Annotated in this window: 13 protein-coding genes and 1 tRNA gene; 11 read left to right on the forward strand and 3 right to left on the reverse strand. The window is 42.2% G+C overall.

The features are described 5' to 3' along the window. Window positions 1-123 precede the first annotated feature (123 nt). The 3 genes from WC743_RS23730 to WC743_RS23740 all read left to right on the forward strand — a co-directional run bounded on the left by WC743_RS23730 (window position 124) and on the right by WC743_RS23740 (window position 3462). The gene (locus WC743_RS23730) at window positions 124-1881 is read left to right on the forward strand and encodes a family 43 glycosylhydrolase (protein ID WP_373016046.1); all 1758 of its coding nucleotides are present in this window, start codon (window positions 124-126) and stop codon (window positions 1879-1881) included. Between the two features lie 74 nt (window positions 1882-1955). Beyond that, window positions 1956-2456 (forward strand): hypothetical protein, encoded by a 501-nt coding sequence (locus WC743_RS23735; RefSeq protein WP_373016047.1) that lies wholly within the window; start codon window positions 1956-1958, stop codon window positions 2454-2456. Window positions 2457-2505: 49 nt separating this feature from the next. After that, window positions 2506-3462: an acetyl-CoA carboxylase carboxyltransferase subunit alpha gene (locus tag WC743_RS23740; protein WP_373016048.1), complete on the forward strand. Its 957-nt coding sequence runs from the start codon at window positions 2506-2508 to the stop codon at window positions 3460-3462. A 162-nt stretch (window positions 3463-3624) separates the two neighbouring features. On the opposite strand, the gene WC743_RS23745 is transcribed toward WC743_RS23740, so the two are convergent. Continuing rightward, the gene (locus WC743_RS23745) at window positions 3625-5010 is read right to left on the reverse strand and encodes a serine hydrolase (protein ID WP_373016049.1); all 1386 of its coding nucleotides are present in this window, start codon (window positions 5008-5010) and stop codon (window positions 3625-3627) included. 201 nt (window positions 5011-5211) lie between these two features. Between WC743_RS23745 and WC743_RS23750 the strand changes: the two genes are divergently transcribed. Together WC743_RS23750 and WC743_RS23755 are read left to right on the forward strand one after the other, a co-directional pair. After that, window positions 5212-6111 (forward strand): NAD(P)H-binding protein, encoded by a 900-nt coding sequence (locus WC743_RS23750; protein WP_373016050.1) that lies wholly within the window; start codon window positions 5212-5214, stop codon window positions 6109-6111. Between the two features lie 12 nt (window positions 6112-6123). After that, window positions 6124-7041 carry a helix-turn-helix domain-containing protein gene (locus WC743_RS23755; protein ID WP_373016051.1) on the forward strand — a complete coding sequence of 306 codons (918 nt, stop codon included), beginning with the start codon at window positions 6124-6126 and terminating at the stop codon, window positions 7039-7041. Between the two features lie 75 nt (window positions 7042-7116). Here the strand turns inward: WC743_RS23755 and WC743_RS23760 are convergent, their stop codons facing one another. Then, on the reverse strand, window positions 7117-7311 hold the full coding sequence (locus WC743_RS23760) for a hypothetical protein (RefSeq protein WP_373016052.1): 195 nt from the start codon (window positions 7309-7311) through the stop codon (window positions 7117-7119). 334 nt (window positions 7312-7645) lie between these two features. Between WC743_RS23760 and WC743_RS23765 the strand changes: the two genes are divergently transcribed. Continuing rightward, complete coding sequence (locus tag WC743_RS23765) at window positions 7646-9046, forward strand: serine hydrolase (RefSeq protein ID WP_373016053.1); 1401 nt, start codon at window positions 7646-7648, stop codon at window positions 9044-9046. Window positions 9047-9745: 699 nt separating this feature from the next. On the opposite strand, the gene WC743_RS23770 is transcribed toward WC743_RS23765, so the two are convergent. Next, on the reverse strand, window positions 9746-12892 hold the full coding sequence (locus WC743_RS23770) for a DUF2723 domain-containing protein (protein ID WP_373016054.1): 3147 nt from the start codon (window positions 12890-12892) through the stop codon (window positions 9746-9748). Between the two features lie 215 nt (window positions 12893-13107). On the opposite strand from WC743_RS23770, the gene WC743_RS23775 reads away from it, so the two are divergent. The 5 genes from WC743_RS23775 to WC743_RS23795 all read left to right on the forward strand — a co-directional run bounded on the left by WC743_RS23775 (window position 13108) and on the right by WC743_RS23795 (window position 18343). Then, window positions 13108-13178 (forward strand) — tRNA-Gln (locus tag WC743_RS23775). A gap of 162 nt (window positions 13179-13340) precedes the next feature. After that, on the forward strand, window positions 13341-14285 hold the full coding sequence (locus tag WC743_RS23780) for a ribose-phosphate pyrophosphokinase (protein ID WP_373016055.1): 945 nt from the start codon (window positions 13341-13343) through the stop codon (window positions 14283-14285). A gap of 260 nt (window positions 14286-14545) precedes the next feature. Further along, complete coding sequence (locus WC743_RS23785; RefSeq protein WP_373016056.1) at window positions 14546-15124, forward strand: 50S ribosomal protein L25/general stress protein Ctc; 579 nt, start codon at window positions 14546-14548, stop codon at window positions 15122-15124. Between the two features lie 165 nt (window positions 15125-15289). Beyond that, the gene (pth, locus tag WC743_RS23790) at window positions 15290-15850 is read left to right on the forward strand and encodes an aminoacyl-tRNA hydrolase (protein WP_373016057.1); all 561 of its coding nucleotides are present in this window, start codon (window positions 15290-15292) and stop codon (window positions 15848-15850) included. A 99-nt stretch (window positions 15851-15949) separates the two neighbouring features. Next, window positions 15950-18343, forward strand: a complete 2394-nt coding sequence (locus WC743_RS23795; RefSeq protein ID WP_373016058.1) for a TonB-dependent receptor domain-containing protein — start codon at window positions 15950-15952, stop codon at window positions 18341-18343. The last annotated feature ends 6 nt before the right edge of the window (window positions 18344-18349 follow it).

The following is an 18349-nucleotide window of genomic DNA, read 5'->3' on the forward strand; positions in this document are numbered from 1 at the left end:
CGTTCAATAATATTTTAACCTAAAGGCGCTTTAAGTATTTAAAGCGCCTTTTTTCTTTTATCCCCGATAAAAGCAGATATTAGCCATTCCTAACCAATATACCAGATACTAATCTTTCCGGCTATGAAAACTGTAAACCGTTTACTGTTAGTACTCCTGTTTTGTTTTGGGTCGATGCATTTATCGGCACAAACCAGGCGCCTTACTTATTGTAACCCTTTGAATTTGGATTATGGCTACACGCCGTTTGAGAACTTTGCTGCATGGGGAAAGCATCGTGCTACTGCCGACCCAACCATGACTTTTTTTAAGGGCAATTACTATCTGTTCAGCACCAACCAATTTGGTTACTGGTGGAGCCCGGATATGCTGAACTGGAAGTTTGTTTCCCGCAAGTTTGTTCGTCCTTACAACCAGGTAAAGGGTGATGAACTTTGCGCGCCGGCAACTTTGGTTTTGGGCGATACGCTGCTGGTTATTGGCTCAACTTATAATAAAGATTTTACCCTGTGGATGAGTACCGACCCCACACATGATACCTGGAAGGCGGCTAAAGATTATTTCCAGGTAGGGGCATGGGACCCGGGCATGTTCGCGGATGATGACGGGCGGGTTTACATTTACCACGGTTCAAGCAATACCCTGCCGCTTTATGGGCAGGAGATAGACCGCAAAACCTTTGAACCGATCGGCCCAAAAAAAGAAATGATAAAGCTTAACTGGCAGGAGCATGGCTGGGAGCGTTTTGGTGAAAATAACGATAATGTTTTCTTAACCGGCTTTATGGAAGGTGCATGGATGAATAAGCACAACGGTAAATATTATCTGCAATATGCCTCGCCGGGTACCGAAGGCAGGGGTTATGGCGATGGTGTTTATGTGGGCGATAAGCCGCTTGGCCCGTTCATCTATCAAAAGCATAATCCGTTTAGCTACAAGCCGGGAGGCTTTGCTAAAGGGGCAGGGCATGGCGCAACCTGGGCAGATAAGTATGGCAATTACTGGCATATCTCTACCATGGTACTTGATGTGAAAAACAATTTTGAGCGCCGTATTGGCTTTTGGCCTGCCGGGTTTGATAGCGACGGTACACTGTATTCTAACACCGCCTATGGCGATTACCCGCAGTATTTGCCGGCAGGCAAGGAAGATCACCTGAAAGGTAATTTTACCGGCTGGATGCTGCTGAATTATAATAAACCTGTAGAAGTATCATCAACTTTAGGGGCTTATGTGCCAAACCTGGCTGTTGATGAAGATATAAAAACCTACTGGAGCGCAAAAACTGCCAACAAAGGCGAATGGTTAAAGACTGATCTGGGCGAAGTTAGCACTGTAAAAGCTATCCAAATTAACTATGCCGATCAGGATGCTACTTTTATGGGGAAATCATTGGGCGTATATCATCAATATATGATATCATCTTCTCTTGATGGTAAAACCTGGAAAACACTGGTAGATAAAAGCAAGAACAAAAAAGATGTTCCGCATGATTATGTGGAATTGAAAACCGCTGTTAAAGCACGTTATTTAAAAATAACCAATCTGCATATGCCAACGGGTAAATTTGCCTTATCCGGTTTCCGGGTATTTGGCAAGGGGACAGGCATGGCACCGGATACGGTACGCAACCTTACTGTACTTCGTGGTGATGCCGAACGGCATAATTCATGGCTCCGCTGGCGCCAAACCGATGGCGCTGTAGGCTACACTATCTATATGGGCATAGCGCCCGATAAATTGTACAACAACATTATGGTGTATAACGTAAACGAGTACTATTTTAACGGTATGGAAAAAAGCCTGCCATACTATTTCCAGATAGAGGCGTTTAATGAAAATGGAATAAGTAAAAGGACAAAAGTAATTAAGGTGGAGTAGCGGTTGTTGGTGCAATTATTGACCCGTTTGGCTCAATAATTGCGCATTTCTCAAAACTTAAAAAACTGATCAGGATGCTTAAATTATTATTTGCCATAATCTTACTGTTTTTCATTAGCCTAAATACAAAAGCACAAAGCACAGATAGCTTGCTAAAGCCATCGCCAATAAAAACGTTGACCACGGAACAGTACAACGCTTTAATAAAAGGCCAGGATCAATACGGAATGGGCCTTGTAGCCGAATTAAATGGCTTCCCGCCTTCCGAAAAGGCTTTAAAGTATAAGAAAGAACTTGACCTTAGCCCTAACCAGATTGCCGCTTTAACGAAGATCACTACTGAATTAAAGCGCAAAAAAATAGAAATGGGCGGTTTTATTGTGACAAATGAAACCAAGCTTGACAATATGTTCCGGACAAAAAAGCTAACAGAAGGTGATATTTTATTTTACGCAAATCGTACGGGAATATACCAGGGAGAACTGCGGATAGCTATTTTAATGGCGGCCTATAATACCTATAAGCTATTATCGCCACAGCAGATTAATAAATTGCAAACATTCAAAAAATCATAATTGACAATATGCCGTTTGATTTATTTAATTTAGCGGCCAATAAAATTGTATGAAGATTACATTTGATTTTGAAAAACCGCTGGCAGAAATACAGCAACAGATAGAGAAGGTAAAACAGGTTGAAGAAAAGAACAAACTGGACATGACCGCTACTGTGTTGGAGTTAGAAGCGAAGCTGGAAGCAACCAAGAAAGAAATATATGCCAACTTAACCGGCTGGCAAAAAGTACAAATATCCCGTCACCCCGAAAGGCCGTATACTTTGCAGTACCTGGAGCTGATGTGTGACGACTTTATAGAACTGCACGGCGACCGGACAGTAGGTGACGATAAGGCTATTATAGGCGGTTTTGGTACCATGAACGGGCAAACCGCTATGTTTATCGGCCATCAGAAAGGCCGCAATACCAAGGAGCGCCAGTACCGCAATTTTGGTATGGCCAACCCCGAAGGTTACCGTAAAGCGCTAAGGCTGATGAAAATGGCCGAAAAGTTTAACAAACCGGTTATTACCTTAATTGACACCCCCGGGGCTTTCCCTGGCCTGGAGGCCGAAGAACGTGGACAAGGCGAAGCTATTGCACGTAACTTGCTGGAAATGTCGGTGTTAAAGGTGCCGGTTATTTGCGTTATTATTGGCGAAGGTGCATCAGGTGGTGCATTGGGCATTGGTATTGGCGATAAAGTAATGATGCTGGATAACTCATGGTATTCGGTAATATCACCTGAGAACTGCTCAACTATCCTGTTTAAAACCTGGGAACATAAAGAACGCGCTGCAGAAATGCTCAAGCTAACTTCGGCAGAGATGTTAAAGAATAAGCTGATAGACGGCGTGATAAAAGAACCCCTTGGCGGTGCCCATCAGGACCCGGTTGTCATGGCAGCTACCCTTAAAAAGCAATTGCTGAAAGACTTGAAAATTTTAGGCGAACGTAACATTGACGAACTGGTAGCAGAACGCATTGAAAAATTCTGCAATATGGGCGTAGTGCTTGAAGACTAAGCTTTTAACAAAAAAACATAAACGAAAAAAGCGGCTAATTAGCCGCTTTTTTCGTTTTATTGCAAGGTTTTATACCTCTATTTAGTGCTCTTGTTTCTATTACATAAACCTCTAAAAATCTCTAAATACCTCTAAATTTTCGCACTTGATATGTATTTAATTTTACTTTTTTTCTAATTCCGCAATTACAGCTTTTGCGGTGGTGTTGGATGGGTCTAATTCTAAAGAACGTTTGTAATTAAGAAGCGCTTTTGGCTTGTCGCCTTTACCGTAGTAAGCTTCGCCCAGGCTATCATAAACATTTCCTGATTTTGGGAAAAGTTTGGTGTTGTAGTCAAATATAGTAATGGCATCATCCACTCGTTTTTTGTTAAGCAGGTAGTAACCTATCTCATTTAGGGTTGATTCATTTTCAAAACCATATTCAGCAGCATGCTTAGCTTTTAGGTCATTGTAAAGTGATAGCAGTTGGTCGCCGCTTAAACTATCCAGTTGCGGTTGATAATTTGCTAAGATTGATTTTTTGGGTTGTTGAAAAGGTTTGCCATCCAATATCGCTTCTATGACACGGTTAAGATCATACAGGTTGTTCTGTTTGTTATTGGTCATCAGGATAATGGTAATGCCCGGTTTGGTATGGCCGGTTAGCAGCGCCTGGTAATTCAGGCTCGTACCGTCATGCTGATGATTAATGATCTTACCACCTTCCATATTACCGCCACCCAAACCACATTGCTTGTTTGGGCCAAAGGGCGTCAGTATTTCTAAAGTAGCTGCCGGACTAATCAGCTTAAAGTTTTCCAGCCCTTGTTCCCATTTATAAAAATCGGTTAGGGTGAGGGCGGTCCAGCCGGTGATAGGGTATATCAGTGCATCCTGTTTAAGTTTGTTGTTATACGCTTTCGCCATCAAAAGAGCCGAATCATCCGGATCAATAATGCCGGTAGTCATTTTAAGCGGCTTCAGCATCCTCTGCTCAACAAACTCCTTAAAGGAAATGCCCGAAACTTTTTCAATTATCCTGCGCTGTAAAAAAGTATTGTTGTTGTTATAGGCATAGTTGGTGCCGGGTTCAAAATTTAGCTTATCTAATGCTTGCAGGTCGGCCCAGTTATCGGCATCGCTTTTAACAGTTTGCCATTTAACATCGGGTAGTCCGCTGGTGTATTGCAGCAGGTTTTTTATACTGATCTGGTTTGCCCATGCAGGCAGTTGGGGGAAATATTTAGCCACCTTATCATCCAGGTTAAGTTTGCCTTCTTCTTTCAGCATTATTATAGCAACTGCATTAAATTCTTTGGCGATAGAACCAATATGAAAACGATACTGTTCTGTCAGCTTAACCTGTTTGGATGCATCGGCATAACCCAAAGCTGCCTGATAAATGATCTTGCCCTTATCGGCTACCAAAACGTTACCGTTGAATAAACCGAGGCGGTTGGTACGGTGCAGCATCGAATCAATAAGTACTGCTTTGCTTTGGCCGTATGATATATTGGTGATAGTAATGAGTGAAAACAGGAGTAGTGCTTTGCAGATATTTTTCATGGTGATGGGTTGTGGCTATTAGAGCACTTGAAAGGATGGATTGTTACGAAGAATTGAATGGCTGCCGAAAAATTGGTGCTTGTATGAACGCCGTCTGCGCCCGACTTAACCAAATATCATATTCGACTACAACAACAGGAGATTAGGCTACATCTGCTTATTTGTTGCTGCGGAACTTTGTTGAAACAAAAAAACAAAGAAATGAAAATCATAGTAACAGGTTCGGTAGGACACATCAGCCAACCACTTACAACAGCGTTAGTGCAAAAGGGACATGCGGTTACGGTTATCAGCAGCAAGCCCGAAAAACAAAAAGATATTGAGGCCTTAGGTGCTACCGCCGCCATTGGCTCATTGGAAGACGCAGACTTTCTTACAAACACCTTTACCGGCGCAGATGCCGTTTATGTAATGGTGCCGCCAAACAACTACTTTGATCCCAACCTTGACCTTTTAGCGTATTATCGCGGGCTTGGGCTCAACTATGCTGCAGCTATTGAACAATCTGGCGTAAAGCGTGTGGTTAACCTGAGCACCATTGGCGCCCATTTAGAAAAAGGCTCGGGGATCTTGCTTGGCGCTCACAATGTACAGAATATACTTAATGAATTGCCGTCAGATGTAGCCATTACGCATATGCGCCCTACTTCTTTCTACTACAATTTATACGGTTATGTGGCTATGATAAAAAGCGAGGGCTTTATTGCCGCCAATTACGGCGCGGATGATATTGTACCCTGGGTATCGCCCATAGATATTGCTGCTGCCATTGCAGAGGAACTCGAGACCCCGTTTGCAGGTAGAAAAATACGTTACGTGGCGAGTGAAGAACTTTCGGCCAGCGAAACTGCCCGGATCTTGGGTGAAGCCATAGGGAAGCCTGATTTGAAATGGATAATAATATCTGATGAGCAAATGTTAAATGGTTTAACAACAGCCGGAATGAACCCAGGCATAGCTGCCGGCCTGGTAGAAATGTACGCGGGGCTTCACAGCGGTTTGTTAGCGGAAGACTATTACCGCAACAGACCAGCGGTTATGGGAAAAGTAAAGGTGACAGATTTTGCAAAGGAATTTGCAGCGGCCTTTAAACAAAAGTAAGTATATTGTAATATGGCAAGCATCCAACCTCGTCGGTTTAAAACGATAAGCGAATTTCATCAGTTTAGGAATTTGCCTAAGCCAGAGCATCCGTTGATCAGCGTAATAAATTTAGAACACATCATGCATTTGGCCGAAGATGAAACAAGTTTAGTAAAGGATTTTTATTCCATCGCGTTGAAAAGGAATTTCAATGTCCGGATGAAATACGGTCAGCAGGAGTTTGATTTTAATGAAGGTGTAATGTTTTTTATGTCGCCCGGTCAAATTCTTAAAATTGAGGTAGAGAAGGATACAACAATACAGCAGTCGGGGTGGATGCTACTGATCCATCCCGATTTTCTTTGGAATACGCCTTTGGCAAAAAAAATAAGACAGTACGAGTATTTCGATTATTCTGTAAACGAAGCTTTGTTCCTGTCGGAGAAAGAAGAGGCCATGATAGTGGGCATTTTACAGAACATTGAACAGGAATATCATACCAATATTGATAAGTTTAGTCAAGACCTTATTGTGGCCCAGCTGGAAGTATTGCTTACTTATGCAGAACGGTTTTACCATAGGCAGTTTATAACCAGAAAAATAACCAACCATAATATCCTGAATCGTTTCGAGGATATCCTTACAGAATATTTTAACAGCGATACCTTATCAAAAAAAGGATTGCCAACTGTTCAATATATCGCGGAAGCATTAAATGTATCGCCCGGTTATTTAAGCGGGTTGCTTAAAACATTAACCGGCCAAAGTACCCAGCAACACATACATGATAACCTGATAGAGAGGGCAAAGCAAAAATTATCCACCACCGGTTTATCGGTAAGTGAAATCGCTTACGAGTTGGGTTTTGAACATCCGCAGTCCTTCAGCAAGTTATTTAAGACAAAAACCAATTTTTCGCCATTGGAGTTCAGGCAGTCGTTTAATTGACGAGAAATAAATAAGTGGTCATGCCGATGCATATCGGCATCTCTCTGGCAAAGTAAATACGTGCTTAGCAATGGATTATCTGTAAAGTGAATTACCGTTCTGATGGGATGCTGAAATAAATTCAGCATGACCTGGTTGTTTTAAGGAAATAAAATAGGCGGTCATGCCGATGTATATCGGCATCTCTCTGGCAAAGTAAAATACATGCTTGGCAATGAGTTTCTGTAAAGCGAATAACCGTCCTGAGGGATGCTGAAATAAATTCAGCATGACCTGGTTGTTTAGGGTGATACTTGCGCCGGACGAGGGGGCCGGAAGATTAAAAGCGGCGGGATGTGTGATTCCCCTCTTGAGAGGGGTGGAGGGGTGTGTCCTTTCTACGCGATTAACACACCCCCTGCAGCCGCACCATCAACGCTCCCCCTCTCAAGAGGGGAGTTTTATTAATAATATCAAAATAAAATAGGCGGTCATGCTGATGCATATCGGCATCTCTCTGGCAAAGTAAAATACATGCTTGTCTGTAAAGTTCGATAACCATTAAAATCCTGTAACGTTTTAATTTTCAAAACGTCTTTAATGCATGAATAGATTCTTACTCTTAATGGTATTTGTATTTCCTATTAATCAGGTTCTTGCACAGCCCAATCCAAATGACAGGGTTTTGAAGAATAAGAAAATCGATTCTTTGATGAATACTCTGTACGAAAGAGGACAATTTACAGGCGCAATCCTTATTACCGATCATGGTCATGTCCTCTATAAAAAAGCGTTTGGTATGGCTGACAGGGAACATCGGAAACCATATTCATTAAACACACCCGGTTATTTGCAATCCTTATCTAAACCAATCACTGCGATGGGCATTATGATTCTGAAAGAAAGGGGCAAGCTCCGCTATGAGCAATCCATACGAAATTACCTGCCTGATTTGCCATCCTGCATGCAAGCGGTAACTATTCGGAACCTTTTACAGCACACAGGCGGATTGGAAGGATTTGAAGACTTTCCGGATATGACCGAACAGGATGTTTTTAAAATAATGCAAAAACAAACCGTTTTAAAATTCGAGCCCGGCAGCAAGTTTGAATACAGTAATGCCGGTTATACTTTATTGGGTATGATTATTCAAAAGATCTCAGGCCAGTCTTTGAATGGGTTTTTAACTCAAAATATCTTTTCTCCTTTGGGTATGCACAATACAGCAGTGACAGAATTGCAGCATCGCATCAAAGTTCGAGCCATCGGATATGACCTTTTTGGGAGCAAAAACGACGCTGATTCATTTGAGGGTGGCTGTGCTTCTATAATATCCACTGTAGGTGACATAGCAAAATTTGACGAATCTCTATATACGTATAAACTGGTTTCAAAACAAACCCAGGAGGAAGCATTTGCGCCGTCAATCCCGCAAAAAGATGATATATATGGTGACCGGAGTTACGGCTTCGGCTGGTGGGTTAGCACCCATAACGGCAAAAGAAATATCTTTCATAACGGCTCTTCCTATGGTTTTAAGGCATACGATGAGATTCTAATGGGCGAGCACATAAATATTATACATATAAGTAATCTGCGACACTCTGTTATGTTTAGTATGCGTACTGCAATAATCAATATACTGAATGGAAAGCCATATGATCTGCCTCCAAGAGGTATTGGGCCGTGGATTTATACACAAACCAAAGCTCAGGGCATAGATTCTGCTATAACGCTTTATAACCGAATAAAAATGTCGTCAAATAAAAATGATTTTAATTATGCCGAATCGGAATTGAACACACTCGGCTACTACTTACTGAGATCTGGACATGAGCAGGATGCGATTAAAATATTTAGTTTGAACACTATCACCTACCCGGGATCGTTCAATGCATATGACAGCCTGGGTGAAGCCTATTTGAAAATAGGAGATAAAGCGCAAGGTTTAGCGAACTACAAGAGATCATTGGAGTTAAATCCTAACAATGAAGATTTAAAAAGACGAATTGCAGCTGTAAAGTAAGCAAGCTTAACCCGTCAGAAATACATTATGGTCACCGCAATATCTTAACGAACTATCTTTAAAATTGCTTCCGAAATGGTTAAGCTGAAAGCTTTAACACATTTTAGGTCGAAGTTTGTAAACTTCGACCAGGGGAAGATAAAAAGAAGCGACGGGTTGTGCGATTCCCTCCCAACGGGAGGGTGCAGGGAGGGGTTTATGAGATAGGTATTGGCGCAAATAACCCCTACCCGCCATTTCACAGGCAGCCGCACCCTTCCCCAAGGAAGGAGTTTGGGCATAAAAGAAATAAAGTAGGCGGTCATGACGATGTATATCGGCATCTCTCTGGCAAAGTAAAATACATGCTTAGCAATGGATTATCTGTAAAGCGAATAACCGTCCTGAGGGATGCTGAAATAAATTCAGCATGACCTGGTTGTTTTAAGAAAATACTTCGCCCTGGTTGTTGTTGTCACCAACAAAGACAAAAAACGGCGGGATGTGCGATTCCCCTCTTGAGAGGGGTGGAGGGGTGTGTCCTTTCTACGCGGTTAACACACCCCTGCAGCCGCACCATCAACGCTCCCCCTCTCAAGAGGGGGATTTTGTTAGCAATATCAATCTTCCGAACACCTGTGGTACTGACAAAGGAAACATAACCTCCATAAATAATAAAAGCGGCTCATGGCCGCTTTTATTCAAAATGTCAAATTCAATTTATTGATTAGGCATCGGCAGGCCTGCAAACTTACTTCCGTAATCTTTTAACTGGGCGCTTAGCTTATTGTTTAGCTGTGTTTGGTTATAGTCTTTAGTAAGGGTAACCATATTATTTAGTAACCACATACCCAGTTGCACATCGCGAGGGTTTACCTGGTCGGCACCTTTTTGTAACAGGGCGTAGTTATAATTTAACTGATCTGTTATGTAGCCGTTAACACTATTAATTATTCCTGTCCCTACAGCAACATCATTGGCATGGAAAGCACTTTCGGCCAGATAGTATTTTTTGATGGCCAGGTCGGCAGTCATTATTGCATCCGGCATGTTGTCTACATATTTCTTTATCGCTTTTTTGGCCAGTTCAGGTTTACCTTCTTTTATCAGGTTATCAGCAAGGGTAGTGTACATACGGGTCATCAGCGGATAAAACAAAGTCAGCGATTCATGATCAAGATTTTTAGCGGTTTTAAAATTGCCGAATTTAAACTTGTTCATCATGTTATTATACATGATACCGGTATTGCTGCTTTCAAGCGTTTGCATGGTAGTATCAGGCGCAAAAGGCATTAAGCGGAAAGCAAAACCTTCGTTATACATATATTTTTCCATGCCCAACATATTATCGGTACCGGCGGTAACGGTAAAGTATATGGGGCGTTTCCAGTTATTATGCGCTATGATATCCATAATGGCCAGGTTATCTTTAGTCACATAGTTGCCTGCGTAGGTAAAGTCCATTTCAGGTATAATACGGCTGCGCTCATTTGCGGGCACAACACCGTTCTTAATTACCTCATCGGCATTAACAGTAAGCTTAAAGTGTTTAGTAGGCAGATAATTTGCGGCTTCAACACCTTCATATAACTGCGCTTTCATTTGCGGATCATCAGATGTAATAAAATCAAAAACCTCCTTCAGTTCGGTAGGGCCGGCTACCTTACTATCGTTATAGTAAATAACATCACGAACCCCTGTCTTAAACTTATCGTTAGGCATGGTGATAGGCAACGGATCAGAATCATTCATTTTTTGCTTCATCTGGCGGATGTACCAATCAGTACCCAGCAAACTCAGGTTTACTATCCGCACATCCGGCCGAACGCCCTCAACCTCCTGAATGTACCAAAGCGGGTAGGTATCATTATCGGCAAAGCAAAAAAGTATCGCATTTGGCGCGCAGGAGTTAAGGTAGTTGTATGCCATATCATGCGGCGTCATTTTGGTAGAGCGGTCATGGTCGTTCCATTCCTGGCTGGCCATTAATACCGGTGCTGCTAACAAACAAACCGCGGTAGCTATCATGGCACCGGTTTTTGCATTCAGCTTTTTGCTGATGAATTCGGCTATCATTAATACACCTAAGCCAATCCATATAGCAAAGGCATAGAACGAGCCCGCGTAAGCATAATCACGCTCACGTGGCTGTAGAGGGTCCTGGTTAAGGTAAAGCACAATGGCTAAACCGGTGAAAAAGAACAGCACGGTTACCACGCCCGCATCGCGCTGGTCGCGTTTAAAGTGATATACCAATCCCAGCAGCCCAATAATCAGCGGAAGGAAATAAAGCCTGTTGTAGGCATTGCTTTCGGTTACTGATTTTGGCAGTTCTTTTTTAAAGTTTAATCCGCTTGTCCAATTGCCATCAATACTTGCATTGCTGGTTTGCCCGTCCATTTCATTGGTACGGCCCACAAAGTTCCATAAGAAATAGCGGGTGTACATTTGGTTAATTTGCCAGCTGGCAAAAAAGCCCAGGTTGGTAGCCATGGTAGGGTGTTCTTCGGGGCCAAGTTGCGACCACTCCCTGTAAAACTGCGGGTGGTTTGGCTTTTGGCTAAACATACGCGGGAACAGGGTGTTGCGGTCATAAATTGTATTCAGCTTTTTACCTGCTACTTCATATTTTTTTTCGCCGCGGCGATAGATGTTAGGGCCATCGGTTTGCTCAATCGCTTTTGAATCGAAATACTCACCATACATTAATGGGGTATCGCCATACTGGTCGCGGTTTAAATAGCTGTTCAGGGCGAAGGCATCCTGCGGGTCGCTGTTATTTAGGTTGGTACCGGCCTTAGCGCGGATAACTATCATCACAAAGGAACTGTAACCAAACAATATAAACACCGCGCAAATTAAAACGCGGTTAAGTGCAGCACGTTTCTCGCGCACTTTTAAAACATATTCTGATAAGGCCAATACCGCAACGGCGGCTACAAAGCCAATGAAACCTGCACTAATGGACAATAATAACACGAAGCAGGCAATTGTAATGACTAATACCGCGGTTGATGGTTTAATGGTATAATAAATACCGGCCACCAGCGCGCCAATAACCAGTACAAAAAATACAATGGCCCCGCTGCCAAAGCCCATCCCCAGGGAGTTCACAAAAAGCAGATCAGAAAAGGCCGCGCCTTTAACCGTGAACTGAATAACGCCCCACAAGATTATAGCTACCGTAATTACACCTAATATAAACGACCAGATGGTGCCCTTTGTGGTAACATTGCTTGCCCGCCTAAAATAAATAACCAGCGCTATTGCAGGTATAACCAGTAAGTTAAGCAGGTGGATACCTATAGAAAGGCCCATTACATAGGCAATAAAAACAATCCATTTATCGGCACGGGGCTCATCTGCATGGGCATCCCATTTTAAAATGGCCCAAAAAACTATAGCCGTGCATAATGATGATAAGGCGTAAACTTCAGACTCGACCGCCGAGAACCAGAAGGTATCAGAAAAGGCGTAAGCCAGTGAACCCACCAGTCCCGATCCTATAATTAATATCAGGTTAGTGCTTGTAATTTCTTCGTTAGCTTTTATCAGTAATTTTTTAGCCAGCGCGGTGATGGTCCAAAATAAAAACATGATGGTTGCACCACTTGCCAGTGCCGACGACATATTGGTATAGTAGGCCACCTTATTATTATTGCCAAATGAGAGCAGGGAAAATACCTTACCTATCATGGTGAACAATGGCGCGCCCGGCTGGTGTGCTACCTGTAACCGGTAGATACAAGCAATAAATTCGCCGCAATCCCAAAAACTGGTGGATGGTTCAAGGGTTAAAATGTAGCAGATAGACGCTAAAATAAATGTGGCCCAGCCAAAAATGTTGTTGGTTTTATTGAAGTTCATATGTCGGATTACAGTATTGCAAAGGTTTTTATAAGCCGAAATTAGTAAAAGAATTATGATGTTGAGGCTAAAAACGTTAATCCTTAACACTTTTTAACGTATAGCAGCTTGATGATTAGCGGTTTAAAAGACTTTTTTAAATTTTGCTTTTGAGTATTGAAATTTCGTCTTATATTTGCATTCCTTTTTGGGATGGATAACATACCATAGGAGATTGCCTGATAGTATAATGGTAGTACGACGGTTTTTGGTACCGTTTGTCTAGGTTCGAATCCTGGTCGGGCAACATAGAATATTTCGGATTTCGAATTTTCTGTTTCGGATTAAGATCTGATAGAAAAGTTGAAATCCGAATTGCTTTTATACGGGGTTGGTTGATACTAAAGGGATAGGGAGATAGAGAATTTATTTCGAAATTGAACATCCGAAATTCGAAATCCAAAAAAAGATGCCTTTACAGTTTAATACAGTTAAGCTATTTGCAGGTTCCGGTTCAGTGGAACTATCAAAAAATATCGCTGCATCTTACGGCCAGGAACTTGGCGATGTAGTTGTATCGCGTTTCAGCGACGGCGAATTTCAGCCCCATTTTAACGAGTCTATCCGTGGTTGCGATGTGTTTTTAATACAGAGCACACACCAGCCTACTGATAACCTGATGGAACTGCTAATGATGATAGACGCGGCCCGCCGTGCATCTGCCCATTATATTATAGCAGTTATACCTTACTTCGGTTTGGCCCGTCAGGACAGGAAAGATAAGCCACGTGTTGCCATTGGCTCAAAACTGGTAGCAAATTTACTGGTAGCAGCAGGTATAAACCGTATCATGACGATGGACCTGCACGCTGCGCAGATCCAGGCATTTTTTGATGTACCGGTAGATCACCTGGATGCATCAATTATTTTTGTGCCTTATATAAAAAGCCTTGGGTTGGGTAAAATAACCATTGCATCGCCGGATATGGGCGGCTCATACAGAGCCCGTGGTTTTGCAAAGTTCTTTAATGCCGAAGTGGTAATTTGCGATAAACGCCGCAAGCGCGCAAATGAAATTGAAAGCATGACCCTTATAGGAGACGTTACCGACCAGGACATTGTACTGATTGATGATATTTGCGATACAGCAGGTACGCTTGCAAAAGCGGCCGGCTTAATTATGGAGCGTGGCGCGCGCAGTGTACGTGCGGTTTGTACGCATCCGGTTTTATCTGGTAAGGCTTATGAAACTATCGAAAATTCGGCATTGTCTGAACTGATAGTTACTGATACCATCCCTTTAAAACAAACAAGCCCTAAAATAAGGGTACTATCAACTGCCGAGCTTTTTGCAAAAGCAATAAGCAACGTAAACGAACATGGCTCAATAAGCCAGCTGTTTAGGGTAGATTAAAAGCCTCACCTAAATCCTCTCCAAAGGAGAGGACTTTAAAAGGCTAATGAAAAGCCTCACCTAAATCCTCTCCAAAGGAGAGGACTTGAAAAGGGCTAATGAAAAGCCTCACCTAAATCCTCTCCAAAGGAGAGGACTTTAAAAGGCTAATGAAATGAATAAATAGCTTATCTAAGCCCCTCTCTTTTGGAGAGGGGTTGGGGTGAGGCTTAAAAATATCCATACCATGTTGGTATGGCTTTGAATAATAAATACAAATAATGAAATCAATTGCTATTAGCGGTTCTCCAAGAGAGAACGTAGGGAAAAGAGACGCTAAAGAACTGCGTTACCAGGGCTTAGTGCCTGCAGTACTTTACGGTGGGCCAACTCAAACCCACTTTTCAGTGTCCGCAGCTGATTTGAGATCCGTAGTTTATACGCCGGATGTTCATTTCATCGACCTTGAAGTATCTGGTGTTAAATCACAAGCTATCATTAAAGATATGCAGTTCCACCCATTAACGGAGCAGCTTATCCACATCGACTTTTTATTGTTAGATGAAAAGAAACCGATCACTATTGAGATCCCTGTAAAATTAACCGGTACTTCTCCGGGTGTTAAAGTGGGTGGTAAATTAGTGCAGAAATTACGTAAACTGCGTATCAAAGCTTTACCTAAAGATCATTTAGATAACATTGAAGTAAGCATCAGCGAGCTTGAAGTTGGTAAATCAGTACGTGTAGGCGATATTAAGTTAACAAACCAAACTATCACCAACGCGGCAGAAGATACAGTTGTATCTGTAACTACTTCACGTGCATTACGCCAGGCTGAACAAGAAGCAGGCAAAAAATAAACCCCCTAACCCCCTGAAGGGGGAATAAGGTATTTAGACAGCGATAGGATTTCCTATCGCTGTTTTTGTTTAAGAAGAATAAGCCGGCGATGGGTTTTAAACCCATCGCTATTTTTGTATAATTGCGGTTCTAAAAAAGTTCCCACTTTAGGGGGCGGAGGGGGTATGAAATATTTAATTGTTGGTTTAGGTAATATAGGGCCCGAGTATGCTGATACCCGGCACAACATAGGCTTTATGGTGCTTGATGAGTTTGCAAAGCAGGAGGGCGTAAAGTTTTACAGCATGCGCCATGCTTATTACACCGAGATAGCTTACAAAAGCAGGGTGCTGCACCTTATTAAACCAACCACTTACATGAACCTTAGCGGCAAAGCCCTCAACCATTGGATGAAGGAATTAAAGATCCCGGTAGAAAATGTATTGGTGATTGTAGATGATATTGCTTTGCCACTTGGCACGTTGCGACTTAAACCCAAAGGCAGCGCCGCCGGCCATAATGGCTTAAAACATATTGAGGCTACTTTAGGGAATAATGAATATGCCCGCCTGCGTTTTGGTGTAAGTGATAATTACCCCAAGGGCCGCCAGGTGGATTATGTTTTAAGTGGATTTGACGACGACGAAAAACCCGAGCTCCCCGCACTGATAGACCGATCTATTGAAATGATAAAAAGCTTTGCCACCATTGGCACAGAGCTTACCATGACCAAATTCAATAAGTAATATATTTGTTACCTAAGTAATTAGTTAAAAAGCGTTAAAAAATATTTTTTAGTGCAACGATACTGTAGCTTTGAGTGTCTTATCACCTAAAGCATCTACATGAAAACACTTTTACTGGCAGCGATTGGCTGTTTTTTTTATGCGATAACATTTGCCCAGGGCCCACAGCAAACTATTATTGTTAAGGGCGTTGTGATAGATTCGACAGTAAATAAACCCCTTGGCTATGCAACCATAGCTATAACAGACCCAGCCACCAATGCACCGGTTAAAAGCATGCTCACCAAAGATGACGGTACTTTTGAAATGGGTAAACTCCCGGCAAAAGCATACAAGCTGTCGTTGGTGTATGTTGGTTATAAAACAAAAACTTTTAATATAAGCGGGAGTAAAGCTGTGGATGATGTTGGCAGGATAGTATTGTCGCCAACAAGTAACCAGTTAAAAGAGGTTTCAGTTGTGGGTGCCCGCCCGCTCATGAAACAGGAAGTTGACCGGATCAGTTATGATGTACTGGCCGACCCTGAAAGTAAATCTGTTACCGCGCTGGATATGATCCGTAAAGTGCCCTTACTGTCAGTTGATGGGAACGATAATATAAAACTTCGCGGAAGCGGTAATTATAAAATATTACTGAACGGTAAAGAGTCGGCATTGATGGCCCGCAACCCGTCGGATATATTAAAGGCCATGCCGGGGACCAACATTGTTAAAATAGAGGTAATAACCACGCCGCCTGCCAAGTATGATGCAGAAGGTTTGGCGGGTATCATCAATATCATCACCGTAAAAAAAGCCGATCAGGGTTATAATGGATCGGTGAATGCCAATTACAATTCGGTATTTGGTTACCGCTCAAATGTAAACTTTACTGTAAAACAGGGCAAGGTTGGCGTAAACGGTTTTACGGGTATTGGCAACAGGCCAGAGCGTTCTTCGCCATTTGCAAACGAAACACAGTTTTTTAAACAACCATCAAGCATTTCTCAAAGTGGCGAAAGGTTTAACGGGGGCAACAACCGCTATGTAAGTACCGAGTTAAGCTTTGAGGCCGATACTCTTAATTTACTAACGGGTTCTTTTAACTATTATAATAACTCAAATACACAGGGGAATAACCAGTTTACAATGCAGCGGGATGCAGGCGTTGAAACCAGTTATACCACTACAAACAATGGCACCGGCGAATATCACGGGGCCGATTTTGCCTTGAACTATCAGCACGGTTTCAAAAGAAATAAAAACCAATTGTTAACAGCCTCTTACAAATACAGTAATAATGGCAATAGCACGTTAAATGATATTAGCCCCGGTAATACTACAGATTACCGCCAGTTTAACGAAGCCGGTTCAAAAGAGCATACCACTCAACTGGATTATGTGCACCCGTTAAAAAATATGACCATTGAAGCAGGGGGTAAGCTGATAGACAGGAACAGTTACAGCAATTTCCACAATGATGTTTTAGATGCTACCAGTGGCCAGTACATTCCGGATGCAACACAAACAAACAATTTTGAATACAGGCAGGATGTTTACAGCGCATACAACTCTTATTTATTAAAGCTTACCAAGTGGACGTTTAAAACCGGCGCCCGTTTTGAGCGTACCAGTATCGCGGCAGATTTTTCATCAACAAACACCAAACTTGATCAGGGCTTTAATAACGTAGTGCCATCCGTATCTATACAGCGCACCCTTAAAAACAGTTCGTTAACTTTTGGTTTTACCCAGCGTATTCAGCGCCCGGGCATTTATCAGCTTAACCCTTTTATAAATACATCTAATCCGCTGTATATTACTGTAGGTAACCCCGCCCTGCGCCCGGCGGTAAACAATAATTTTGAACTGAGCTACGGTAACTTCACTAAAGGATCGTTTAACCTCAGCAGCAGTTATTCATTTGCTAACAATACCATTCAGAACCTGGCAAGCGTAAATGGCAATGTTACCACAACAACATTTGCCAATGTGGGTAAAAACAAAAACCTGGCTTTAGATCTAAACATGAACATGCCAATTACCCCTAAACTAAACGTAAATGTAAATGCCGAGATAATGCAGGTTTGGCTAAAAGGTACTTACAACGGCGAATACTTTACCAACAGCGGGCAGCAGGGCCACGTGTTTACTAACAGCAGCTACAAGTTTGATGATGGTTACCGCGTTGGCATGAACCTGGGTTTTGATAGCCGTTATGTTTTACTGCAGGGTACAGACAATTATTATATAGGTTATGGCGCCAACGTATCAAAAGAGCTGTTTAACAAAAAGGCCACCTTATCCTTATATGTAAATGGCCCGTTCAGCAAGTTTATAAAGCTTGATTTTTATACCAAAACAGCAGATTTTAGTACCACCAATTACAGTTACCAGTTTTACCGTACCATTGGCCTGGGCTTTAATTATAAGTTTGGCAAGCTTAACAGCACAATTAAAAAGAATGAGCGTGGAATTAATAATGATGATACCAGCGGAGGTAGCAGAAATTAATTAATT

Source organism: Mucilaginibacter sp. (assembly GCF_041660805.1).
Lineage (GTDB): Bacteria > Bacteroidota > Bacteroidia > Sphingobacteriales > Sphingobacteriaceae > Mucilaginibacter.

Bases quoted from the DNA above. Each gene is read 5' to 3' on its own strand.
- WC743_RS23760 (WP_373016052.1), bottom strand. From the start codon at position 7,311: ATGCTGAATTTATTTCAGCATCCCTCAGGACGGTTATTCGCTTTACAG.
- WC743_RS23785 (WP_373016056.1), top strand. From the start codon at position 14,546: ATGAAATCAATTGCTATTAGCGGTTCTCCAAGAGAGAACGTAGGGAAA.
- WC743_RS23755 (WP_373016051.1), top strand. From the start codon at position 6,124: ATGGCAAGCATCCAACCTCGTCGGTTTAAAACGATAAGCGAATTTCAT.
- WC743_RS23795 (WP_373016058.1), top strand. From the start codon at position 15,950: ATGAAAACACTTTTACTGGCAGCGATTGGCTGTTTTTTTTATGCGATA.
- WC743_RS23770 (WP_373016054.1), bottom strand. From the start codon at position 12,892: ATGAACTTCAATAAAACCAACAACATTTTTGGCTGGGCCACATTTATT.
- WC743_RS23735 (WP_373016047.1), top strand. From the start codon at position 1,956: ATGCTTAAATTATTATTTGCCATAATCTTACTGTTTTTCATTAGCCTA.
- WC743_RS23765 (WP_373016053.1), top strand. From the start codon at position 7,646: ATGGTATTTGTATTTCCTATTAATCAGGTTCTTGCACAGCCCAATCCA.
- WC743_RS23750 (WP_373016050.1), top strand. From the start codon at position 5,212: ATGAAAATCATAGTAACAGGTTCGGTAGGACACATCAGCCAACCACTT.
- WC743_RS23740 (WP_373016048.1), top strand. From the start codon at position 2,506: ATGAAGATTACATTTGATTTTGAAAAACCGCTGGCAGAAATACAGCAA.
- WC743_RS23730 (WP_373016046.1), top strand. From the start codon at position 124: ATGAAAACTGTAAACCGTTTACTGTTAGTACTCCTGTTTTGTTTTGGG.
- pth (WP_373016057.1), top strand. From the start codon at position 15,290: ATGAAATATTTAATTGTTGGTTTAGGTAATATAGGGCCCGAGTATGCT.
- WC743_RS23745 (WP_373016049.1), bottom strand. From the start codon at position 5,010: ATGAAAAATATCTGCAAAGCACTACTCCTGTTTTCACTCATTACTATC.
- WC743_RS23780 (WP_373016055.1), top strand. From the start codon at position 13,341: ATGCCTTTACAGTTTAATACAGTTAAGCTATTTGCAGGTTCCGGTTCA.